The organism is Streptosporangium sp. NPDC023963 (assembly GCF_040639135.1).
In the GTDB taxonomy this organism is placed as follows: Bacteria; Actinomycetota; Actinomycetes; order Streptosporangiales; family Streptosporangiaceae; genus Streptosporangium.
In genome coordinates this window covers 1-16,858 of record NZ_JBEZZK010000011.1, presented here as the reverse complement: position 1 = coordinate 16,858, position 16,858 = coordinate 1, and the positions used below count along the sequence as shown (strand labels likewise).

The window sequence follows — 16,858 nt, the reverse complement described above, 5'->3', positions numbered from 1 at the left end:
TAACAGATGGATAATCCAAATGACAGTGCTATCACCCATTGCCCACGATGCCCGATTCTTCACCGTGAAGGAGCGATGTCATCTACGATGTGGATGACACTTCTACAATCCGGGACAGGTGAAGATCATGGCGGCCCGTGTGTCGGCTCGTGAATCCGCAGGAGGTACGCAGAGCGTCGAGCGTGCGCTCTCCCTGCTGTCGGCCTTCAGCGAGGAACGCCCCGAGCGCCGTATCTCCGAGCTGGTAGCCGCCACGGGGCTCGGGCAGTCGACGGTGTCGCGCCTGGTCGGCGCACTCGTCACTCTGGGATACCTCTCGCACGACGAGCGCAGCGGCCTCTACTCCGTCGGACCACAGGTGATCACACTGGCGGGCATCGGGCTCAACCAGTCGCCGGTGCACCAGCAGTCGCGTCAGCAGGCCCAGAATCTCGCCGGCGCGCTGGGCCTGGGCGCCAACGTGGCCGAGCGCCACGGCGCGAGCATGTTCTACCTGTGCAACTTCGAGGGTCCCAGCGCTCCGCGTCCCTCCACGCTGATCGGCCGCGAAGGACCGCTGCACGCCACGGCCATGGGCAAGGCACTGATCAGCGAGCTGTCCCCGGCCGAGGTCGGCGAGTTGCTCGGCACCACATACGCCCGCTACACGCCGCACACGATCACCGAGCTGGGGGACCTGACGGCGGCACTGAAGGAGGTCCGCCAGCGCGGTTACGCCACCGAGGTCGAGGAGCTGGCCTTCGGACGCGCCTGCCTCGCCGCGCCGCTCCGTGACAGGACCGGCCGCATCGTCGCCGCGCTGTCGGTCTCCGGCCCGCTGTCCACCATGAACCTCGCCCGGCGCCAGAACGAGCTGGCGATGACGGTCATCGAGTACGCCGACCAGATCTCATCGAGCCTCGGTTACCACGCGACGGCGACGGCTCTGCCCGGCTGACCTGCGCGTTGATCCCCGCGGCCGTAACGACAGCAGAGCACGGCGGACGGCCGGCACGTCAGTTCTCCGCAAGCGGCGGCAGGCCGCGGCGGACGACCGGCGCGTCAGTCCTCCGTGGGCGGCGGCGGCAGGCCGCGGCGGGCGGCGAGGGTGGCCAGCAGAACGGGCAGCGACGGGACGAGGAGCGGCAGCGCGGCAGGAGTCGTGAACCAGGCACCGACCACGAGAACGGCGACGAGCAGGGCCACTCCCAGCGTCGCGACCGGATGCCTCCATGCGACCTCCACCGTGGCTCGCCAGGCCTGGGTCGGGCTCAGGTCCATGTGTGCCAGAACGGCGGGCAGCTGCATCAACGTGGCGAGATAGAGGAACAGTACGACGGCGATGCCGTACACCACCGGCGTGCCGCGAGCGGCCAGCAGGTAGAAGACGAGCACCCACACGGTCAGCAACGGCACGCCGAGCGCCGGTTGCGACGAGACCAGGTTCGCCCGCCACGCCGACCAGAAGTCGCGCCACATCCGCGGAGAGCGGCCGAGCAGGTAGTCACGCTCAAGGACGTAGAGAGCCTGCGTGCTGGGGCCGAGCCCGCCGACCACCAGGCCGGCCAGCACACCGAGGACCCACAGCAGGTTGAGCCCGACCAGCCGGGCCGGCCAGTCGAGCCACCCGTAGAGGCGTCCGAACCGCCCCCCGATCTCCACCTCAGGCATGGTCGTCCAGGCGGGCCCTGAGGTCGGCGCGGGCGAAGGTCGCCGGTGAGGTGATCGACAACCCGCCGTCGACCGGCAGCACCACTCCCGCGATCCCTGACGCCGCGGGTCCGGCGAGGAAGGCGACGGCCTCGGCCACCTCGGCCGGTGTGATGGTGCGGCCGATCGGATAACCGCCCGCGGCATCGGGCAGGTCGGCGCCGCCGACCATGCCCGGCGCGACGGCGTTCACGCGGACACCCCTCCCGGCGACGTCCAGCGCGAGCTGACGGACCAGCGCGTCGACCCCGCCCTTGGCGGCCGCGTACGCCGCGACCCAGGGAGCGGCCAGGAACGAGTTCACCGATGATACGGCGACGATCGCGCCGCCCTCGCCTAGGTGGGGCAGGGCCGCCCGGGCGGTGAAGAAGAACGTGTCGAGGCACCCCGCGAACGCCGCCCGCCACTGATCGTCGGTGGTGCGATCGGCCCGGGCTATGGGCATGACGCCCGCCGCCGGCACCAGCACGTCGAGGCCGCCCATCACCTCGACCGCGGTGGCGACCGCCGCCGTCGCCGCCGCCGGGTCGGCGCAGTCGGCGGCCAGGTCGGCGGCCAGCACGTCGTGCTTCGACTCCTCCAGCGAGACGCCCACCACGCGCGCGCCGTCGGCGGCGAAGCGCTCGGCGATCGCCCGCCCGATCGGCGTGGACGCCCCGACCAGCAGCACCCTCCGTCCGCTCATGCGGCCACCAGCTTCTCGACCGCGGCCACGTCGACCTCGACTCCCAGACCCGTCCCCACCGGGACCGCCATACCGGTCGGCGTCGGCTCCAGCGGTGTGGACAGGATGCGGTTGGCCTCGGGGAACAGCGTCGGGTGATACTCGAACGCGAGCAGGTTGCCCGCGGCGGCGCTCACGTGCAGGCCCGCCGCCACCGCGATGCCGAGCCCGGCCGAGTGGTGCGGCGCCACCGGGAGGTGGTGCGTCTCGGCGTACTGGGCGATGGCCAGCCCCTCGGTGATGCCGGTGCGCCCGATGTCCGGCTGCAGCAGACCCACGGCGCGCGCGTCGACGAACGGGCGGAACTCGAAGCGGTGCCGCATGCTCTCGCCCGTGGCCACCGGGATGTCCAGCCGGGTGGCGAGGTCTGCGTGCCCCGCGACGTCCTCGAAGGCCAGCGGCATCTCGAAGAACCAGGCGTCGAGCTCCACCAGGGCGCGGCCCAGCCGCATCGCGTCGGCCAGGCCGTACACGCCGTGGACGTCGACGGCCACGCGAAGGTCGTCGTGGACGGCACGCAGCGCCTCGACACTGGCGATGTCGGCCCGCACCCCGTAGCCGAGGCCGACCTTCACCTGCCGCACTCCCCGCGCCACCCAGTCGCGGGCCTGCGCCACGCGGTCGGCGTCGCTCTTGCCCGGCAGCCCGGAGACGTAGGTGGGCACGACGTCACGGTAGGCGCCTCCCAGCAGCTGCACGACCGGCTGCCCGATCAGCTTGCCCGCCAGGTCCCACAGTGCGATGTCGACCGCCGCGAGGGCGTCGGCCTGGTGCCCGCCGAGGTGCCCGCGCTCGCGCATGAGGTCGCGCAACCGGTCGACGATCGGACGTACGGCCAGCGGATCGGAGCCGACGAGGACCGGCGTGAACAGCTGCGACACGATCTGCGCGGGGACCTCGGGCGCGACGGGGGCCAGCGCCTCGCCCCAGCCGGTCGTCCCGTCGTCGGTGACGATGCGCACGAGCAGCGTCTCCCGGCGGCTGCCGTAGATGCTCAGCCACGGCGGACTGGTTCGGTACGTCCTCGCGCCGCCGTCCGGCGCGGGCAGGGACAGCGGGTAGACGTCCACTCGCTCGATGACGGTCATGTCAGATGTTCCTCACGGCGATCGGCAGGGGGGTAAGGGTCTCGTTCAGCAGAGCGATGCCCGCGGCGTCCAGCGGTTTGGCGGGTGAGCGCACGATGGCGTGGTCGATGATGCCACGCCGTACCAGCACCTCCTTGTGCACCGCCCAGGCGATCCCCTGCTGCAGCCCGTGGACGACGAGCGGCAGCAGCCGCGCGAACGCCTCGCGCGCGGCGGCGTGGCGGCCGGCGTTCCAGTCGGCGAGGATCGGCGCCAGCAGATCGGGGAACTCGCACGCCGGCATCGTCCCGACCGCTCCGCGCGCGTACTCGTCGAGCACGAACTGTCCGTTCATGCCGCCGAGCACCGCGAACCCCTCGTCGCCGAGTGCGGCGACCACCGCGCCGACCTTCGGCACGGTGGGCGGCGACTCGATCTTCACCGAGGTGACGCCGGGCAGCTTGCTCAGCTCCACGACGAGCGAGGGCGACATGGCGACGCCGGTGACGCCCGGCGCGTCCTGCACCATCACCTCGACCCCGACGCCACCTAGAGCGGCGTAGAAGTCGACGAGCTGGTCGGGGCCGGGCTTCACCATGAACGGCGGCAGCACCATGAGCGCGTCCGCGCCGCCGTCGGCCGCCTCGCGGGCCTGTTCGAGCGCCGTGACGGTCGACGTGCCGTTGACCCCGGCGACCAGCGGAACCTGCCCGCCCGTCACCTCGGCGACGTCGGCGAGGATGGTCCGCCGCTCGGCCGCGGTCAGCGCGAAGCCCTCGCTGGCCATGCCGAACACAGCCACGCCGTCGACGCGAGCGGTCAGCTGGAACTCAACGAGCCGGCGCAGGCTCCGGCGGTCGAGGGAGCCGTCAGGCAGGAACGGGGTGGCCAGGATGGGGACCAGCCCCTGAACGGTATGGGTCATGCGGTGCTGAGCTCCTCGGCGAGACGGCGGCGGGCGGGGCGAGATCACGACCGGGCACCCGCTGGATGGACAGGTGCAGATCGAGCGTTCCGGCATCACGAATCAGCATCTGGCATCCAGAAAGGGATTGACTCGATGCAACATATGCGTAACCTTCCCACATAGTGCATGAAACGTTCAATTTTGATCAAGATTCGATTCGGAGACACGGTGGCATCGGAGCTCGGCACCAACCAGAGCGTGGAGAAGGCCGCAACGATCCTCTCCGCCTTCGTCGACGGACGCCTGCTCCGCGTCTCCGACGTCGCCAAGCACGCCGGGCTCGGCCAGTCCACGGCCTCCCGGCTGCTGGCCACACTGGAGTCCCTGGAGTACGTCGAGCGCGACCCGGTCAGCAGCCTGTACCGGCTCGGGCCCGCGCTCATCACACTGGCCGGCACCGCCGTCAATCAGAATCCGGCGCACCGGGAGGCCCGCCAACCCGCCCAGAACCTGGCCGCGTCGCTGGGCCTCGGCGTCAACGTCGCCGAGCGCCGCCAGGAGTCGCTGTTCTACCTCTGCAACTTCGAGGGCCGGCTCGCACCGAGGTCGTTCGCGCTGATGGGGCAGCGCAACCCCCTCCACGCCACCGGCCTGGGCAAGTGCCTGCTGCTCGGCCTCGACCCCGCGCAGCGCCGTGCCCTCATGCCCCGGCTGCACCAGTACACGCCGTACACCGTCACCACGCACGACGAACTCGACCGCGTGCTCGACGAAGCGGCCAGGCGCGGGTACGCCACCGAGACCGAGGAGCTCGCCCTGGGGCGCGCGTGCATCGCCACGCCGATCCTCGGCCACTCCGGATCGGTGGTGGCCGCCATCTCGATCTCCGGGCCGCTGTCCACGCTCGACCTCACGGGCCGGGAGGCCGAGCTGGCCAGCACCGTCATCGAGACCGCCGACTCGATCAGCGTCGGTCTAGGTTATCTCGGCCCGACGCACGCGCCGCCATCCATCACCGGCGTCCGCGGCTGACGCCCGAAGGCTCTTATCTCACCCCCCAACGTCCAAGGGAGCTCAACCCATGATCCATACAAGACGCGCTCTGTACTACGCGGCGGCCGCGGCGCTCACGCTGACCCTCAGCGCCTGCAGTCTCGTCGGCGCGGGTGGCGAGGAAGCCTCCTCCGGCTCGAAGATCACCGTCACCGTGGCTCTCGTCCCCGACCCCCCGGGAGCCAGCGAGTTCTACCGCCAGCAGTTCGACACGTTCCAGGCGGCCAACCCCGACATCAACGTCAAGGTCGTCGAGAACCCCTCCGACCAGCAGCTCAGCGCCATCGAGCTGATGTTCCAGCAGGGCAGCTCGCCCGACGTGTTCCGCGCCCAGGACAACGGCATGGACCGGATGCTGGAGCGCGGCTGGGTCGCACCGCTGGACCGGTACGTCACCCCGGAGTTCCTCGGTCGATTCCCCCAGGGCTCGATGGAGCCGGCGACCTCCGGCCTGCACCGCGACGGCAAGCTCATGAGCCTGCCCCTGGTCTGGGGCAACTGGTCGCCGCTGCGCGTCTTCATCTACAACAAGGCGATTCTCAAGGAGAACGGCTTCGACGGCCCGCCCAAGAACTGGTCGGAGATGGAGAAGATGGCCACGGCCATCACGAAGAAGGGTGACGGCAAGGTCTTCGGCTACGCCCCCACCGCGGCGAAGGCGCTCGCGGTCGAGATGCTGGCCAACACCGCCGTTCCCTACTCCGTCCCCGCGCAGGGCATCGACTTCCGCACCGGTGAGGCGGCGACCGCCGACCCGGGCATGGTCGAGGCGGTCGAGCTGCACCGCCGGATGCAGGCCGACAAGGTGATGATGCCCGGCTGGGAGAGCTGGGACGGCAACCGCGCCTTCACCGAGTTCGCCGCGGAGAAGCTGGCGATGTACCCCAGCGCGCCGTGGAACGTCGCCGAGATCCGCAAGCTCAACCCCGAGATCGAGATGGGCGTGTCGGCGATCCCCGTCCCCGGCTCCGGTCGCGGCGCCTACACGGCACTCCCCCAGTCCTTCGGCCCGCTGTGGGGCATGTCGGCCCAGTCCAAGCACCCGAAGGAGTCCTGGAAGGTCATGGACTTCCTCTCCTCCCTGGAGTTCCACAAGGCCTACTACACGAAGTTCGGCACCTTCACCGCCCTGGAGAGCGCCTGGAAGGACGAGGCCGTCAAGAACCCCGACCAGAAGGCCATCCTCGACGTCGCCACCGAGACGCTGCGGCTCGCGCCCAACCCCAAGCTCGCCAGCGAGGGCGGGAAGATGATCCTGACGGCCCGCGAGGGCAGGCCCGAACTGCGGCACATCGACGCCGCCGCCGACTCCATCGTGAACAACAAGCCGTTCCTGCCCATGGCCAAGGACATCGACAAGAAGCTCCGGATGCTGATCGACGAGACCATCGCCGCGAGCGGCGGCAAGGCCTCGCGCAAGGACATCACCTTCCCCGGCTGGAACCCGCTCGAGCCGTTCGAGCCGGAGCAGTGACTACGCCATGACGACAACGCAGTCCAGGGGCGGCGCCGTGGCAGCGCCCGCGACACCGCCCCCGGCTCGCGGCGGATCAGCCGCCACACCCGGGCCGTCTCCGTTCCGCGGGCTCAGGAAGCACGGGTGGAGCTACGTCTTCCTCATCCCGATGGTTCTGCTCTTCGGCGCGTTCACCATCTGGCCGATGATCGCCAGCTGGTGGTACGCGTTCTTCGACTGGGACGGCGTGGGCACCCCCACCACGTGGATCGGTCTTGACAACTTCGCCGAGGTTCTCGGCAACGGGATGTTCTGGCAGGCGTTCTGGAACTCGTTCCTGTTCTCGCTCGTCGCCATCTTCGTCGAGATGCCGCTCGCGCTGCTGTTCGCCATCCTGCTGAACAACTCCCGGCTGCGCGGTCGCAACCTCTACCGGCTCTCGCTCTTCCTGCCCGTCGTGGCCACGACGGCGGTCGTCGGCATCGTCTTCGCCGTGCTGTTCGACCCGGCGGGCGGATTCGTCAACGACATCCTCATCAGCCTCGGGCTGGTCGACCAGCCGATCAACTTCCTCGGCTCGCCCTCGGCGGCGCTGCCGACCCTCATGGGCATCGACGTGTGGAAGGGCTTCGGCATCACCCTCATCTACTGGCTCGCCGCCCTGCAGACGGTCCCCCAGAGCACCTACGAGGCCGCCCGCATCGACGGGGCCGGCAGCGGCCAGCTCCTGCGTTACGTGACGCTGCCCATGGTGACGCCGATCGCGATCGTCATCCTGCTGCTGGTCTTCCAGCGCAGCCTCAACACCTTCGACCTCGTCCAGGCCACCACCCAGGGCGGTCCCGTCTTCGCGACGGATGTCGTGCCCACCTACATCTACCGCTACGCCTTCGACCCGTTCATCCAAGCCCCGCGCTACGGTTTCGCCTGCGCGGCCGGCGTGGTGTTCGGTCTCTTGACCCTGGTCGTCACGCTGTTGCAGGCCCCGCTGCTGCGTAACAGGTACAAGGTGGGCGCAGTATGAACAAGAGCTTCTGGTATCGCCACCGGTTCAAGACCTGGCACGTGTTCCTCATCCCGTTCTGCCTGATCTGGGTCTACCCGTTCATCTGGATGATCTCGGCGGCGTTCAAGTCGCAGCGCGAGATGCTGCTCGGCGGCCTGTCGGTCATCCCCGAGGAGTGGACCTGGGGGAACTTCCAGCGGGCCTGGACGACCGCGCGGTTCGGCGACTACACGATGAACACCATCACCTACTCGGTCACGGTCGTCGTGCTCGTCCTGCTCGTGTCCGCGCTGGCCGGGTACGCGCTGGCCCGCAAGGACCTGCCCGGCAAGAAGGTGATCGTCGGCATCCTCGTGGCGACGATGTTCATCCCGCACGGCTACACGATCATTCCGACGTTCCTGCTGGTGAACGGGATGGGCCTGAACAACGGCCTGCTCGGCGCCACCCTCGCCCAGGCCGGACCGGCGCTCGTGGTGCCGGTCCTGCTGTTCATGGGGTTCTTCGGCGGAATCCCGAAGGAGCTGGAGGAGGCGGCCAGGGTCGACGGCGCCGGCTACCCGAGGACGTTCTTCCGCATCATGCTGCCGCTGGCCAAGCCGGTGATCGGCACGGTGGCGCTGATGCAGTTCATCAGTGCCTGGAACGCGTTCTTCATCCCCCTGGTGTTCACACTCGGCCGCCCCGACCTGCGCACGCTCGGCGTGGGCATGTACAACTTCTTCGGTCAGAACTCCACCGACTGGACGGGCCTGGCGGCCGGCGCGTGCATCGCGGTCATCCCGATCATCGTGGTGTTCCTGTTCCTGCAGCGCACGTTCGTCGAGGGGATCGCCGGTGCGGTCAAGAGCTGACGCCGTCTCCGAACACGCTTACGAGCAGGGCGAGGGTCCCCGGGTCGACCCGCGCACCGGCGAGGTGCTGTGGGTGGACATCAAGGCGGGCACCGTGCACCGGGCGCTGTTCGAGGCCGGCGCCCTGCGCGTGGTCACCGACTACGAGGTGGGCGCGCGGGTCGGGGCGGTGGCGCCGTTACGCGAGCCGGGCGCCGGGTGGGTGCTGGCCGTACAGGACGGCTTCGCGCACCTGGCGGAGGACGGTCGTCTCACGCCGATCGTCTCCGGTCTGACCTCGGGACGCGACCAGATGAACGACGGCGTCTGCGATCCGGCCGGGCGATTCTGGGCGGGCTCGCAGGCGATTCCGCGCGAACCGCGCGCGGCGCTGTTCCGGCTCGACGGCAACGGCTCGGTCACTCGGGTGCTGGAGTCGGTCACCGTCTCCAACGGCATCGGCTTCACCGCCGACGGCGCGACGATGTACTACGTCGACACGCTCCCCCACCGGCGGCTGGAGGCGTTCGATGTCGTCGATGGGGAGCTGTCCGGGCGGCGCGTCATCGCCGACGTGGCCGGCGGCAACCCCGACGGGCTGGCCGTCGACGACGAGGGCTGTGTCTGGGTGGCGGTCTGGGACGCCTCGGCCGTGCACCGCTACGCATCCGACGGACGGCTGCTGGCCGTCGTCGACCTGCCCGTTCCCCGGCCCACCGCGGTCTGCTTCGCGGGCAGCACGCTGCTGATCACCACCGCGTGGCTGGGCCTGGACCACCCGCCCGCCGGGAGCGGAAGGCTGTACGCGGTCGACGCCGGAGTCGGCGGCCCTCCGGCCTCCGCCTGGGCGGGGACACCGGCCACCACGTGGGCGGGAACGCCGTGAAGACCACCGAAATCGAGCAGGTGAGAACGCCGTGAAGACCACCGAGATCGAACGGGTGGGAGCGCCGTGAAGATCACTGAGATCGAACCGCTGCCCGTACGCACCCGGGAGGCGTCGTTTTTCCTCGTCGTCGTGCACACCGACGAGGGGCTGTACGGACTGGGCGAGATCGGCATGCGCTCGCGTCCGGAGACGATCCACGGGGCGCTGCGCGACCTGGCCGCCCTGGCCGTCGGTCAGGACGCGACCCGGATCGAGCACCTGTGGCAGCTGCTGCACCGCGGCGGCTTCTTCCCCGGCGGCTCCGACGTCGGAGCCGCCGTCGCGGCCATCGACATGGCGCTGTGGGACCTGCGCGGCAAGGCCCTCGGGGTGCCGATGTACGACCTGCTGGGCGGTCGCTCCCGCGAGCGCGTGCCCGCCTACGTTCACCTGCTCGGCCGCGAGCTTCCCGAGCTGGTGGACAACGCGCGCGGGCTGGTCGAGCGGGGCTGGGCCCATCTGCGCATCGGCCTGGACGACCAGGTGGGCGACGTGTTCGAGCCGCGCCGCGCGGTCCGCCGCACGCTCGGCGTGGTGCGGGGGCTGCGTGAGGCGCTCGGCGACGACGTGGAGCTCCTCATCGACGTGCACACCCGGCTCGACCCCGCGGAGGCGGTGCTGTTCTGCCGCGAGGTCGAGGCCGCACGGCCCTACTTCGTGGAGGACCCGCTACGGGCGGAGGCGCTGGAGTCCTACCGGGCGCTGCGCGGGCGCACCGGTGTGCCGCTGGCCGCCGGCGAGCAGCTCACGAGCAAGTGGGAGTTCCGGCCGCTGATCGAGGAGGATCTCATCGACCACGCGCGCATCGACCTGTCCAACACCGGCGTCACCGAGGGCCGCAAGATCGCGGCGATGTGCGAGGCGCACCACATCCGGGTCTCGACCCACAACCCGCTGGGTCCCGTGTGCACGGCCGCGTCCGCGCACGTCAACCTGAGCCTGCCCAACGTCGGCCTGCAGGAGCAGGCACGGCCCTACGGGTGGGACGACACCGGCGTCATCGTCGCCGGCCCGCGCGTCGCCGACGGCGCGGTGGTGCCCGCCGACCTGCCCGGGCTCGGCGTGGAGATCGACCTGGCGGCTGCCCGGCGTGCGACGCCGGTGATAATGAACCCGCCCCCGCGCTTCCGGCGCGACGACGGCTCGTTCACGAACTGGTGAGGTTTCCTTGATCACCGTACTGATCACCGGCGCCGCCGGGAACGTCGCCGGGCAGCTCCGTCCCGGCCTGGAGGGGCTCGACCTGCGGGTGACCGACAGGCGTGACGTCCAGGGCTGGGACGGCGCCGAGGTCGTCGTCGGCGATCTGTCCGATCCCGCGTTCGCGGCCGAGGCCGTCGACGGCGTCGACGCCGTGGTCCACCTGGCCGCCTCTCCCAACCCCTCCGCCCCGTGGGCCGACCTGCGGAGCCCGAACGTCGACACGGTCGCCACCGTGCTCGACGCCGCCCTGGCCGCGGGCGTCGCGAAGGTCGTCCTGGCCACGTCGGTGCACGTCATGGGCGGCTACGCGCGGCCGGGCGAGGCGGTCGTCAATCCCTCCTGGCCGGCCCGTCCGTGCTGCCGATACGGCGCGACCAAGGCCTTCGCCGAGGCGTACGGTTCCGTGATCGCCGCGTCGGGCGACACCTCGGTCGTCTGCCTGCGGCTGGGCCTGTGCCTGCCGACGCCGACGACCACGGGCAACATCGCCGAGTGGCTCGCGCCCGCCGACCTGCGGCGGCTGGTCCGCGCGGCGCTGGCGGCCAAGGTGCGCTACGGCGTCTACTTCGGGATCTCGGCCAACACGCGCCGCCTCTTCGACCTCTCCAACGCCCGCGCCGACCTCGGCTACGAGCCCCGGCTCGACTCCGAGGTGTTCGCCGGTGATGTGCGGCCGGGCCCCGCGGGCCTGTGCGCGGTGACGCACACCGCGCACAGGCCCGCCTGACGCGGCAACTGAGCTTCCCCCGTTTTTCCAGAGGCTTTGGATCATGGTCCACGGATCATGGGAAAGGTCTTGATCATGGGGAAGCGGAAGTACCCGCCGGAGCTGCGGGAGCGAGCGATGCGCCTGTATCGGCAGGCTGAACCCAAGCCGGTCATTGCGCATCTGGCCGACCAGCTCGGCGTCCACCGGGAGGCTCTGCGCAACTGGATCCGGCAGGACCAGGCCGACCACGGCGAGCGGGTCGTTCTGCCGACCAGCGCGATGCTGGAGGAAAATCGGCAGCTGGCCCGGGAGAACGCCGAGCTCAAGCGGATCAACGAGATCATGCGGGCGACCAGCGCTTATTTCGCTCAGGAGTTCGACCCGACCCGGCGGCGGTCATGAAGTTCATCGATGAACACCCTGGCCTTGCCGCGGTCGAACTCATCCTGCGGGTCCTCGGCGTACCTACCCCCACCTACTACGGCTGGCGTGAACGCCTGGCCCGTCCCAGCGCCCGAGCAGTGGCCGACGCCTTGCTCCTGGAGGAGATCAAGAAGATTCGGGCCGATCACGAGTTCGCCGACACCTACGGCTCGCCGAGGGTCCATCTGGAGCTGCGACGGCGCGGGATCCGCGTCTCACGCAAGCGGGTCGAGCGGCTCATGCGCGCGGCCGGGCTGCAGGGTGCGTTCATGCGCAAGGGCTACAAGGTCGCCTCCACCCGGCAAGATCCACGTCATCAGGCCGCGCCCGACCTGGTCAACCGGAACTTCTCCGCGCCGGCGCCAAACCAGCTCTGGGTGGCGGATCTGACCAGGATTCTCACCGGTGAGGGCGTGCTGTGGCTGGCCTCGGCGCGCGATGTCTTCTCCAACCGAGTCGTGGGCTGGAAGACCTCCGACCGAGCCGATACCGAGCTGGTGCTCGGGGCGCTGGAGTTCGCCTTGTGAAGCCGCGACGTGCGCGCAGGAGGGTCTGTCCAGTTAACGGCTCTGTCTCGTAATCGGTGGTAGCGCTGTGTGATGTTTCATGGGAGCAGGATGCGGTGGCGGAGGAGCGCGAAACCGGCTCGTCCGTGCATCTGTCTCATGATCCTTTTGGTGCGTGTGTTGACGCCCTCGGTTCGGCCATTGTGGTGGGGCATTGTGAGGGCGGCGTTCACGGCGGCGCGGTCGAGTTCGAGGCCTTTGCTGAAGCCGTGAAGGTAGGGCAGGTCTGCAGTGCGGACGGCTGTGATCCATGCGGTGAGTTTGGCGTCGTTGCCGGCAGCCGGGATCAGGAGTTCAGCGAACGCATGGACGAGGCGGGTGAGTTCGGTGAGTTCGGGGCAGGCGGCGGTGAGCTCACCGAGCAGCTTGCTGTCGCTGTCGCGCAGGCGGTCGGGGCGGGTGAGCAGGAGACTTGCGAGGCGGCGTGGGGTGATGACGGGTCGGTCGCCTTCGGCTCTACCTTGGGTGATGTATCGATAGAGCAGGTTGAGGCTGCCGGTGAAGCCGAGTTCTTTGATCTCCCGGTAGAGCCGCTGGACGGGGACGGCGGGGTCTTCGGCGCGGCGGTTGCGAAGATGGTCGCGGTAGGGATCGACGAGGGTGGGCCGGTAGCGCGGGGCACGACGGAGCGTGTCGGGTTCCTTTGTTCGGGCGTAGCGCTTGACGGTGTTCAGGCCGAGGTTGAGACGGCGGGCGCATTCGAGCAGGCCGACGCCCTTGTCGAGGAGGTCGTTGACCTGCTCCCAGCGCTCCCGGGTGCTCTGCTCGCGGACGCCCCCAGGTCGGGGCGGGTTGACCGTCGCCCAGCAGGAGCTGTGAGAGCGGACCTCGGACAGGACCTTGTCGCACAGATTCCTCCAGATGTGCCACCGGTCCCCGACCTGCACCGCATTCGGTAGTGCCCGCCGGATCGCCTCCCCGTAGGTGAGCGAGCCGTCCCGGCAGACGATCTCGACCCCCGGATGCGCGCGCAGCCACGCCTCCAGGGCATCCGCGCGCCGCCCCAGCAGCACATCCACCCGTTCACCGGTCTCGGCGTCGATCAGGATGGTGGCGTAGCGGTGGCGGCGCCTCAAGGCGAAGTCGTCGACCCCGAGCACCCGCGGCACCCCGATGGAAGGCAGCGGCAGCCGCATCAGCAGACGCAGCGCGGTCGACCGCGCCACAGGAACGCCCAGCGCCCGGGACAACCGGGCGCCCGCCCTGCCCGCCAGCTCGCTGACCAGCGACGCCAGCTGGTCGGTGAGCCGGTTCGTCCGCCGCTGGTAACGCTCCAGCAGCCCCGCCACCTGCTCGCGAAACGTCTGACGCGGGCAACCCCGCTGCGAGCACATCAGCCGGCGCACCCTCACCGACATCACCACCCGCCGGCCATCCACGGGCACGTCCGCGACCGTCCGGCCGTAGAAACCATGCACCCGCGCGGTGAACGTCCCGCACGCCGGGCACGGCACCGGATTATCCCGAGTCCGCGCCGTCACCCGGATCAGCTGACCCTCGTCCGCTATACCCTCGATGACCAGGCAAGACAACCCAGAAAACACCACACCCACAAGGGTGTTGATCTCCAACACGCCTCATCCTGGCACCGGCAACTCACAGCCACCACCGATTACGGGACAGAGCCGAAAACCGTACAGTCCCGGCCGGACCTACCTGACCCGATCGGGAGAGATCGCGGGTGTCGAGTGGCTGCCTCTCGATATACGCCGCCGCGAGGAGGCCGACGCCCTGATCGGCGCGTGGCGGCCAGAGGTGGTGGTCAATGCCGCGTACCGGCAGACGGACTGGGCGACCACGGCGGTCGGTGCCGCGAACGTAGCTCTCGCCACCTTCGCGGCAGGCGGGCGCCTGGTTCACGTGTCCAGCGACGCGGTCTTCTCCGGCGCGGCGATCCACTATGACGAGACGAGTGATTTCGTCGGTGACTAGCAACAGCGTTTGCGGGTCAGTTTGGACAGCGCTGAGGGCCGATGCTGTCGAGAAATGTCGGTGAGAAGTAGCAGCGCTGAGGGCCAGGTCTGCCTGTGTCGGCTCCGTGACGGGGCTCGGTGCTGGGTGCAGAAGTCCAGCCACTGATGTCGACCCGTCGGTGTGGATCGCATAGTCGCCGCTGCCTATGCAGGCGCGCCCGTGTTGACACCCTGATCCACCGACTTCGCGGTAGCGCGGAAAGAGTTGTGCGTCTTGCCGTACCCAGCACGCATTCGAGGAAGTACGTCGACACGTCCCTCACAACGAGCTCGCTGACGCCTGTGGTTCAGCCCGGTCCGCCGACTGCGGGACCTGGCCGGGGAACCTGTGCCGCTAGCTTCTTCGGCGCCCGCAGGCAGTAGCTCTCGATGAGCAGCTCGGCGATCTCGTCCCAGTCCGCGTCCGGTTCGATCACCATGCCCACGACCTGCGGGTGCCACCTCGGTTTGTAGAACGGGTGGCCGGTGCCAACGAGCGCGGCGAGCTCGGCACCGTCGGAGCGGAAGGTCAGGACGGTGGCATCCCCGACGAACGGCGCGTCGCGGGTGTAGGCGGGCGGGTACTCGTCGCTGATGCCGAGGACGTGGGCGAAGGTCTTCTTGCGGACCAGCCAGCGGGTGCCGACCCAGGCCTGTTCCTCGTAGACGCCGGGGAGTGCGAGGCACAGCGCGCGGAGGCGGTCGAGGACGTCGTCCGGCACGTCGGGGCTGTCCGGCATCAGCGTCTCCCAAAATTGTCGGTGCTCTCGTGCATGATGCCCGCCAAGAGCCTGAACCACGTCGACATCGGCACCGGAACCCCTGTCCTAACCATTGGTCGGGCGCGGGTGGTTTCGTTCGTGAGAAGTGACCGCATTGGTTCGTGAGTTCTGACCGCACTTGAGGGCTGGAACCATGATCAATGTTCGGGAGAGCCGACCGCACCATGGGATGGAGGTCGCGGGGTCAGGGAGGCCAGTTTGTCAGTACTCGGCCCTAGCATGCGGAGCATGAAACGATATGTCGACGAGGACCTGCACGGTGCAGAGTTCCGCGAGTGCGATCTGACCGGGGCACGCCTGATCGGCGTTGTCATGCAGGACGCCGTGATCGACGGGCTTATCACCAACCTCGTGGTGAACGGGGTCGAGGTCACCGAGTACGTCGAGGCAGAGCTCGACCAGCGTAATCCGGTGCGGCTGCTGATCCGCTCCGAGGACCCTGCCGAGCTGCGCGAGGCAGCGCGTCAGCTCCATGCCGGCTGGGCCGCCACGATCGAGCGAATCCGTCGTACGCCCGGCATCGAGCGCCGCAGCGTGAACGACGAGTGGTCGGCCGTGCAGACGATGCGCCACCTGGTCTTCGTCCACGACTCGTGGTTCCGCCGCTGTTGCCTGGGCTCGACGGAACTGTTCACGCCGATGGGCATCGGGACGACCGTCGAGTCCTACCGTGGAGCGCACGGGCTTGACCTCTCGCTCGATCCGTCCCTAGACGAGATCGTGAGCGTGCGTGACGCACAGGCCGCCGAGCTCGAGGCCTGGCTCGACAAGGTCACCGCTGAGCAGCTCGCCGGGCGAGCGCCGGTGCCCGACGACGATGTCTGGCCGCCGTACGCCCGGGGCCGCTCGGTACGGCAGTGCCTCGGCACGGTGCTCAACGAGACCTTCGAGCACCACGGCTTCTGCGTCCGCGATCTCGACCTGATCGAGGCACAGGACGCTGAGTAGGACCGGCTACGGACTCACGCGGCACTTCTCGAGCATCCGGCGGGCCTGAGCTAGGTGCGGGCGGCCCGCCGGGAGGGCGGCGAGCTCGTAGAGGTGCGCCGCCCTGGAGGTCGGCGATGCGGTTCATCAGTACGGTCGAATCCCGCGAACAACGACTTCGCCCAACCGTGCCCGCGGTCACTGGAGTTGGCCCGGTTTGGTGGACACCTGATCTCTGGGGAACCCTGGTTCCCGGAAGAAGGAGTCTGCTGTGCCGAACAACTATCCGCCGGAGTTTCGCCGGCAGATGGTGGAGCTGGTGCGCGCGGGACGGACGCCGGAGGAACTGGCCAAGGAGTTCCAGCCCTCCGCGCAGTCGATCCGTACCTGGGTGCGCCAGGCCGACCTCGATGACGGCCGCCGCCAGGACGGTCTGACCAGCGCCGAGAAGGACGAACTGGCCCGGCTGCGGCGCGAGAACAAGATTCTCCGGGAGGAGAAGGAAATCTTGCGCAAGGCCGCGGCTTTCTTCGCGCGGGAGACGGATCTGCCGCGATGAAGTTCCGGCTGATTCATGCGGAGAAAGACCACCATGAGGTCTCCCTGCTGGCCCGGGTGCTGGGTGTGTCGCGC

19 protein-coding genes are annotated in these 16,858 nt (G+C 69.4%); 13 read left to right on the top strand and 6 right to left on the bottom strand.

Annotated features, from left to right (window positions below; all coding sequences use genetic code 11):
- The first annotated feature begins 127 nt into the window (after positions 1-127).
- Positions 128-937: an IclR family transcriptional regulator gene (locus AB0F88_RS28495; protein ID WP_362690540.1), complete on the top strand. Its 810-nt coding sequence runs from the start codon at positions 128-130 to the stop codon at positions 935-937.
- A 104-nt stretch (positions 938-1,041) separates the two neighbouring features.
- Here AB0F88_RS28495 and AB0F88_RS28490 read toward each other — a convergent pair whose 3' ends face one another.
- From AB0F88_RS28490 to AB0F88_RS28475, 4 genes are read right to left on the bottom strand one after another with little or no spacing between them, the layout of a single operon-like run.
- Positions 1,042-1,650, bottom strand: coding sequence for a DUF624 domain-containing protein (locus AB0F88_RS28490; RefSeq protein ID WP_362690537.1), 609 nt, complete (start codon positions 1,648-1,650; stop codon positions 1,042-1,044).
- On the bottom strand, positions 1,643-2,374 hold the full coding sequence (locus tag AB0F88_RS28485) for an SDR family oxidoreductase (RefSeq protein ID WP_362690534.1): 732 nt from the start codon (positions 2,372-2,374) through the stop codon (positions 1,643-1,645). The genes AB0F88_RS28490 and AB0F88_RS28485 overlap by 8 nt, the downstream gene beginning before the upstream one ends.
- Positions 2,371-3,501 carry a mandelate racemase/muconate lactonizing enzyme family protein gene (locus AB0F88_RS28480; protein ID WP_362690531.1) on the bottom strand — a complete coding sequence of 377 codons (1,131 nt, stop codon included), beginning with the start codon at positions 3,499-3,501 and terminating at the stop codon, positions 2,371-2,373. The genes AB0F88_RS28485 and AB0F88_RS28480 overlap by 4 nt, the downstream gene beginning before the upstream one ends.
- Position 3,502: 1 nt before the next feature.
- Positions 3,503-4,405: a dihydrodipicolinate synthase family protein gene (locus AB0F88_RS28475; RefSeq protein ID WP_362690528.1), complete on the bottom strand. Its 903-nt coding sequence runs from the start codon at positions 4,403-4,405 to the stop codon at positions 3,503-3,505.
- A gap of 210 nt (positions 4,406-4,615) precedes the next feature.
- Here AB0F88_RS28475 and AB0F88_RS28470 point away from each other — a divergent pair, with 210 nt between their 5' ends.
- The 9 genes from AB0F88_RS28470 (at position 4,616) to AB0F88_RS28430 (ending at position 12,525) form a co-directional block, all read left to right on the top strand.
- Complete coding sequence (locus tag AB0F88_RS28470) at positions 4,616-5,419, top strand: IclR family transcriptional regulator (protein WP_362690525.1); 804 nt, start codon at positions 4,616-4,618, stop codon at positions 5,417-5,419.
- A gap of 49 nt (positions 5,420-5,468) precedes the next feature.
- Positions 5,469-6,914: an extracellular solute-binding protein gene (locus AB0F88_RS28465; protein ID WP_362690522.1), complete on the top strand. Its 1,446-nt coding sequence runs from the start codon at positions 5,469-5,471 to the stop codon at positions 6,912-6,914.
- 151 nt (positions 6,915-7,065) lie between these two features.
- Entirely contained in the window at positions 7,066-7,920 is an 855-nt protein-coding gene (locus AB0F88_RS28460; protein WP_362690519.1) for a sugar ABC transporter permease, read from the top strand.
- Positions 7,917-8,756 (top strand): carbohydrate ABC transporter permease, encoded by an 840-nt coding sequence (locus AB0F88_RS28455; RefSeq protein WP_362690516.1) that lies wholly within the window; start codon positions 7,917-7,919, stop codon positions 8,754-8,756. The genes AB0F88_RS28460 and AB0F88_RS28455 overlap by 4 nt, the downstream gene beginning before the upstream one ends.
- Positions 8,740-9,621 (top strand): SMP-30/gluconolactonase/LRE family protein, encoded by an 882-nt coding sequence (locus AB0F88_RS28450; RefSeq protein ID WP_362690513.1) that lies wholly within the window; start codon positions 8,740-8,742, stop codon positions 9,619-9,621. The genes AB0F88_RS28455 and AB0F88_RS28450 overlap by 17 nt, the downstream gene beginning before the upstream one ends.
- 66 nt (positions 9,622-9,687) lie before the next feature.
- A complete protein-coding gene (locus AB0F88_RS28445) occupies positions 9,688-10,824 on the top strand; it encodes a mandelate racemase/muconate lactonizing enzyme family protein (RefSeq protein WP_362690510.1) in 1,137 nt (378 codons plus the stop codon).
- Positions 10,825-10,831: 7 nt separating this feature from the next.
- On the top strand, positions 10,832-11,593 hold the full coding sequence (locus AB0F88_RS28440) for an NAD(P)-dependent oxidoreductase (protein ID WP_362690507.1): 762 nt from the start codon (positions 10,832-10,834) through the stop codon (positions 11,591-11,593).
- Between the two features lie 75 nt (positions 11,594-11,668).
- Positions 11,669-11,977: a transposase gene (locus tag AB0F88_RS28435; RefSeq protein ID WP_362690504.1), complete on the top strand. Its 309-nt coding sequence runs from the start codon at positions 11,669-11,671 to the stop codon at positions 11,975-11,977.
- Positions 11,974-12,525, top strand: coding sequence for an IS3 family transposase (locus AB0F88_RS28430; RefSeq protein ID WP_362690501.1), 552 nt, complete (start codon positions 11,974-11,976; stop codon positions 12,523-12,525). Before AB0F88_RS28435 ends, AB0F88_RS28430 begins: the two co-directional genes overlap by 4 nt.
- A 77-nt stretch (positions 12,526-12,602) precedes the next feature.
- Here the strand turns inward: AB0F88_RS28430 and AB0F88_RS28425 are convergent, their stop codons facing one another.
- Entirely contained in the window at positions 12,603-14,108 is a 1,506-nt protein-coding gene (locus tag AB0F88_RS28425) for an ISL3 family transposase (RefSeq protein ID WP_362691196.1), read from the bottom strand.
- Between the two features lie 13 nt (positions 14,109-14,121).
- Here AB0F88_RS28425 and AB0F88_RS28420 point away from each other — a divergent pair, with 13 nt between their 5' ends.
- Complete coding sequence (locus tag AB0F88_RS28420; RefSeq protein ID WP_362690498.1) at positions 14,122-14,496, top strand: sugar nucleotide-binding protein; 375 nt, start codon at positions 14,122-14,124, stop codon at positions 14,494-14,496.
- Between the two features lie 328 nt (positions 14,497-14,824).
- On the opposite strand, the gene AB0F88_RS28415 is transcribed toward AB0F88_RS28420, so the two are convergent.
- The gene (locus AB0F88_RS28415; protein WP_362690495.1) at positions 14,825-15,256 is read right to left on the bottom strand and encodes an MmcQ/YjbR family DNA-binding protein; all 432 of its coding nucleotides are present in this window, start codon (positions 15,254-15,256) and stop codon (positions 14,825-14,827) included.
- 270 nt (positions 15,257-15,526) lie between these two features.
- Between AB0F88_RS28415 and AB0F88_RS28410 the strand changes: the two genes are divergently transcribed.
- The gene (locus tag AB0F88_RS28410; RefSeq protein ID WP_362690491.1) at positions 15,527-16,246 is read left to right on the top strand and encodes a DinB family protein; all 720 of its coding nucleotides are present in this window, start codon (positions 15,527-15,529) and stop codon (positions 16,244-16,246) included.
- Positions 16,247-16,496: 250 nt separating this feature from the next.
- Positions 16,497-16,784: a transposase gene (locus AB0F88_RS28405; protein ID WP_012891277.1), complete on the top strand. Its 288-nt coding sequence runs from the start codon at positions 16,497-16,499 to the stop codon at positions 16,782-16,784.
- Positions 16,785-16,858 lie beyond the last annotated feature (74 nt).

Coding starts and splice junctions, on each gene's coding strand:
- AB0F88_RS28495 (WP_362690540.1), top strand. CDS start 128: ATGGCGGCCCGTGTGTCGGCTCGTGAATCCGCAGGAGGTACGCAGAGC.
- AB0F88_RS28490 (WP_362690537.1), bottom strand. CDS start 1,650: ATGCCTGAGGTGGAGATCGGGGGGCGGTTCGGACGCCTCTACGGGTGG.
- AB0F88_RS28485 (WP_362690534.1), bottom strand. CDS start 2,374: ATGAGCGGACGGAGGGTGCTGCTGGTCGGGGCGTCCACGCCGATCGGG.
- AB0F88_RS28480 (WP_362690531.1), bottom strand. CDS start 3,501: ATGACCGTCATCGAGCGAGTGGACGTCTACCCGCTGTCCCTGCCCGCG.
- AB0F88_RS28475 (WP_362690528.1), bottom strand. CDS start 4,405: ATGACCCATACCGTTCAGGGGCTGGTCCCCATCCTGGCCACCCCGTTC.
- AB0F88_RS28465 (WP_362690522.1), top strand. CDS start 5,469: ATGATCCATACAAGACGCGCTCTGTACTACGCGGCGGCCGCGGCGCTC.
- AB0F88_RS28460 (WP_362690519.1), top strand. CDS start 7,066: ATGGTTCTGCTCTTCGGCGCGTTCACCATCTGGCCGATGATCGCCAGC.
- AB0F88_RS28455 (WP_362690516.1), top strand. CDS start 7,917: ATGAACAAGAGCTTCTGGTATCGCCACCGGTTCAAGACCTGGCACGTG.
- AB0F88_RS28435 (WP_362690504.1), top strand. CDS start 11,669: ATGGGGAAGCGGAAGTACCCGCCGGAGCTGCGGGAGCGAGCGATGCGC.
- AB0F88_RS28430 (WP_362690501.1), top strand. CDS start 11,974: ATGAAGTTCATCGATGAACACCCTGGCCTTGCCGCGGTCGAACTCATC.
- AB0F88_RS28415 (WP_362690495.1), bottom strand. CDS start 15,256: ATGCCGGACAGCCCCGACGTGCCGGACGACGTCCTCGACCGCCTCCGC.
- AB0F88_RS28410 (WP_362690491.1), top strand. CDS start 15,527: ATGAAACGATATGTCGACGAGGACCTGCACGGTGCAGAGTTCCGCGAG.